Raw genomic sequence first — 4557 nt, forward strand, 5'->3', positions numbered from 1 at the left:
TCAAAATGTTCTACTAAAAAATCAGGAAGCATAAATTTTAAAAGATCTATAGGAGTCATATCAAATTCTTAGATTGCAAATTTCTGATTTTATTTTGACATTCCTCCCCAGGTTTTGTTCTTGATCCTCAAAATTCTTCAAGACCCGATATTGGTAGAGGTTTATCCTATATTAAACAACAAGAAAATGATAAGAAAATTTTACTTTTTATCAGAGAAAAAGCAAATGATGAAAAGGGAAATACAATGGGATATGTTTTTATTGGAGAAGGCAATTTCAAAGAATATGAAGACCAAAAACCAATGAACATTAAATGGGAGTTAAATGAGCCAATGCCAAATTATCTATGGAAAGAGTCTGCGAAAATGTCGGTAGGTTAATGTAAAAAACATGATAGAATATTCAATCCTAGAAATTCCAACTGTACTTAATCCGCCTATTAAACTTATAGATATTATTTACAATTGTCCTGTTTGTGATTACGAAATTGAAATAGATATGTTTGTAGATGATAATAGTTTTGTTAAATGCGATGGATGCGAACATATAACAAAATTTAAAATTAAGAAAATTTAAAATGTGGCTTACTTGACGATTGTAGCGGAGTTACTTACGGAGATTCTTCGTTCCTCAGAATGACAAAACGGGCGGGAACTGCTGTTTTTTTTTCTTAAACATAAAATACTTTCAAACAAACCACAAAATAAAAAAAGCCACTTTTCAGTGGCTTTTAGTCTATTCAAACCTTATTCAACATCCAAATAAGGATTTAGAATTTCTGCTAATTCATTGAGCCAATAATAACCATCTTCGACTGATTTTGTATCAATTTGCAGGGTTTCGCATTCTCGCAGTAGAGACATGGCGAGAAGATAATTTACTTTTCGGATTGCTTTTGCGAAACTTTTAGGATCTGTTGCCTGGTTGAAAAATTCATTTAACCGCAATTCGGTTTCTTTTGAAAGGGTGTTTACACTCATAATCTTGCATTTTAGGAAATATAAAACCCGCGTAGGTTAGGTGTCCTACGCTGCAAGAGCGTTGCAGTTGTTTCCAATACCGCCACCATACCACACGGGCACAAAGTTTTTCTGAGTTCATAATTTCTTGCATTTTAGGACTGCGAAGATACCAAAAAGCCTTATGATTTGTGTGGATTTTCGTTATGAATATAAAATGTTTGTAGATTTTGGTTTGCATATTCGAGCGTGGGGGGGTTCAACTCCGCTCAACCTAACAAAAAACACAATAAAAAATCTGTTTTTATCCGCGTTTTCACGAAGTGAATCCGTTAAATCCGCGTTCGATAATAACATTTCAAAATCGCCAAGTCTAACAAAAAAAGGGCCTTGAAATTTTCCAACATTTTTTCATAATGTTTTATTAACTCATTTGGCTTTTCATCTTAAATAAAATAGCTTTGAGAAACAATCATTAAATATAAAACCATATGAAAATTCAAATCAATACAGACAAGAACATCGAAGGACACGAAAGATTAGCTACTTACTTTTCTGAAGAATTAGAAAAAGGTTTAGCGCGTTTCGAGGAAAAAATAACCCGCGTTGAAGTACATTTTGGCGATGAAAACGGAGAAAAATTCAGTTTAAACGATAAAAAATGCGTTATTGAAGTTCGTGTAGCTAATTTACAACCTTTAACCGTAACAGACCACGCAGATACGCTTGAAAAAGCTTTTAGCGGTGCTCTTGCCAAAGCAAAAAAATCACTTACTACGACTTTCGAAAAACAGAAAGCGCATTAATTTATATAGCATCAAAATAAAAAATGGCATTATCTCTAATTAAGATAATGCCATTTTTTATTTTAGCAAATTGGTCATTTCTTCCCAATGTAATATTTTAACTTTCTCGCTTGGTTTATCAGAACTATTTACCATTGATTTTGCAATATCCCGCGCTTCGATTCCTTTATATTTACTCATTCCTCCCATAAATAACCGATTGACAAATTTAAATATTCCTATGAACACTTTTTCAATAGGCCGGCTTTCTTTTCTGTCGCCTAAAATCATCGAAGGACGAAAGATATAAGTGTGATCGAAATTTTGCTTGATAATATCTTGTTCGGTTTCTCCTTTTGTCCTGGTATAAAATATAGACGACTTTGCATTTGCTCCAATTGCCGAAACTAGAAAAACTGCCTTTGCTCCGTTTGCTTTTGCCAGTTTTGCAGCTAATACCGGATAATCATGATCGATTTGGTAATATAGTTTTTCGTCAGGCGTTTTCTTTTTTGTGGTTCCAAGTGAGATAAAAACTTCATCTACTTCGATGTCTTTTACAACTTCGGGCAATGAATTAAAATCTCCTATTATTGTTTTTAGTTTTGGATGCTGAATGTTAATCTCTTTCCTGACTACAATTATAATTTGTTCATAATTTGTATTATTCAATAACGTTTCGAGAATATAAGATCCTACTAACCCGCTTGCTCCGTAGACAATTGCTTTTTTCATAATAAGGCGATTTGTTTCCTCGAAGTTAGAAAATTATCGGTTTACTTTATAAATAAACTTTTTGGGCTGATTTTTTTAAACACATAGAAACATAGGATTTGTAAACTTAAAAAAGGCATTTCATTTATTTAAAACACACATAGCTATGTGTCAAATCTTGATTTGTATTTAATTCTCTTTTGTTCATTCCTAAATCCTATGTTTCTATGTGTTTATTTTTTTGTCTCTCGCAGATTTTGCAGATTTATTACTAATCTATATTATCTATTTTTTTTTAAAAACATATAGAAACATAGATTCTAGCAGTTTAGGAAAAGACATTTCATTTGCTTAAAACACACATAGCTATGTGTCAAATCTTGATTTGTATTTAATTCTTTTTTGTTCATTCCTAAATCCTATGTTTCTATGTGTTTATTTTTTTTCCTCTCGCAGATTTTGCAGATTGAGCAGATTTTAATTTTTAATCTCTGCTCTCATTGTTTTAAATAAAAACACGATTAACATAATAATAACGCTTTTCGGGATTGTAAGAAGTAATTTTGCAGTCCAAAAAAAAGAACTTGGTTTTTGAAATAAAACAAGCTTCTTAATTGAGATTATTCATTACAAATTATTTAAAATCACCTTCATGAAAAAGCAACTACTCGTATTATTAATCGCAATTTTTATAGGTTTTGGCACAAACGCGCAAACAAAATCATCTGAAACAAATGTGCTGGTTTTGATCTATTCTCAAAACGGCGGAACTTACAAAATGGCAAAAGCAATTGCCGAAGGAATTCAGGATTATCCAAATACAAAAGCAACAATAAAACGTGTTCCCTCAATAAACACAAAAGAAAAACTAAATGCTGATGTAGAGAAATTACCAATTGCGACCATAGAAGAATTGGCCAATTATGACGGAATCGCTTTTGGAAGTCCGGTGCATTTTGCGAATATCAGTGCTGATATGAATTATTTTTTCAGTCAGAGTATTCCGCTTTGGACTTCGAGAACTCTTGAAGGAAAACCTGCAACTGTATTCATGTCGGCAGGATCTGGGGCAGGAAAAGAAGCTGCGATTTTATCTTTTTGGAATATCCTGGCTTCTCATGGAATGGTGATTGTACCAACGGGAATTATGGGAACGGCTACTTTAGACAAAACAATTCCTCAGGGAAATACGCCTTTTGGAGCGACTTCACTGGCAGGATCTACAGGAACTCGTCCGTCGCAAAGTGAATTGAATCTGGCTAAAGAACAAGGAAAAGCTTTGGCAAGAGTGGCTTCTGGATTGAGAAATACAGAGAATATAAAGTCTGTAAAAACAACTTCGGCAGAAACAAAAATCGACATCAATAAAACATTAAAAGACAATAATATTGTACTTCCCGAAGCACCAAAACCAGTTGGAAATTATGTTCCGTTTACGATTTCAGATCATAAAGTGTATATCAATCAAGTGGCTTTAAAAGATGGAAAAATTCTAAATCCAGGTAAAGTTGGCGCAACAGTTACAGAAGATCAGGCGAAAGAAGCAACGTACCAAACCATGCTAAATGTAATTGCTGTTTTGAAAGAAGCTTGCGGAGGCGATTTGAACAAAGTAAAACAATGTGTGCAACTTACAGGATATTTTAATACCACTCCAGAATATACGCAACATGCAGGACTTATGAATTCGGCTTCGAATTTGACGGCTTTGGTTTTTGGTGAGAAAGGAAAACATGCCAGAGCAACTATTGGGGCGGCTTCGTTACCGATAAATTCGGCTGTAGAAATTCAGGCAATTTTTGAAATTGAATAAGAGTTATTGTTAAGCATAACTTTTTACCGAAAATTAATTTAAACACATAGAAACATAGATTTTGTAAACTCAAAAAAAGGCGTTTCACTTATTTAAAATACACATAGTTTGCTATGTGAACGAAACGTGTTTCTTTTTGTACGCTCTTTTACTATATTAAACCCGTTGGGTGTAATTATTTCAAGTAAAAAATACGGACTAGATATTGTTCAAGATACTGAAATTCAGTATCTTGATGTCGCCAAACAAAACAATATCTATGTCAAATATAATAAAAAATTATCTA

The 4557-nt window shown here is 33.0% G+C and carries 4 protein-coding genes and 1 pseudogene; 3 read left to right on the forward strand and 2 right to left on the reverse strand.

Annotation, left to right across the window (positions count from 1 at the left end; translation table 11 throughout):
* Positions 1-140: 140 nt before the first annotated feature.
* Positions 141-380 (forward strand): annotated as a pseudogene (locus tag KHA90_RS24820) (DUF3427 domain-containing protein); the annotation flags it as partial.
* Between the two features lie 366 nt (positions 381-746).
* On the opposite strand, the gene KHA90_RS24825 reads toward KHA90_RS24820, so the two are convergent.
* Complete coding sequence (locus KHA90_RS24825) at positions 747-980, reverse strand: hypothetical protein (RefSeq protein ID WP_213308185.1); 234 nt, start codon at positions 978-980, stop codon at positions 747-749.
* Positions 981-1450: 470 nt separating this feature from the next.
* Between KHA90_RS24825 and KHA90_RS24830 the strand changes: the two genes are divergently transcribed.
* Entirely contained in the window at positions 1451-1765 is a 315-nt protein-coding gene (locus tag KHA90_RS24830; RefSeq protein WP_213308187.1) for an HPF/RaiA family ribosome-associated protein, read from the forward strand.
* A 57-nt stretch (positions 1766-1822) separates the two neighbouring features.
* On the opposite strand, the gene KHA90_RS24835 is transcribed toward KHA90_RS24830, so the two are convergent.
* Positions 1823-2479 carry an oxidoreductase gene (locus KHA90_RS24835; protein WP_213308189.1) on the reverse strand — a complete coding sequence of 219 codons (657 nt, stop codon included), beginning with the start codon at positions 2477-2479 and terminating at the stop codon, positions 1823-1825.
* Between the two features lie 631 nt (positions 2480-3110).
* On the opposite strand from KHA90_RS24835, the gene wrbA reads away from it, so the two are divergent.
* Positions 3111-4271 carry an NAD(P)H:quinone oxidoreductase gene (gene wrbA, locus KHA90_RS24840; protein ID WP_213308190.1) on the forward strand — a complete coding sequence of 387 codons (1161 nt, stop codon included), beginning with the start codon at positions 3111-3113 and terminating at the stop codon, positions 4269-4271.
* Positions 4272-4557 lie beyond the last annotated feature (286 nt).

Origin of the sequence: Flavobacterium psychroterrae, from assembly GCF_018380615.1 — a bacterium.
Classification (GTDB): domain Bacteria; phylum Bacteroidota; class Bacteroidia; order Flavobacteriales; family Flavobacteriaceae; genus Flavobacterium; species Flavobacterium psychroterrae.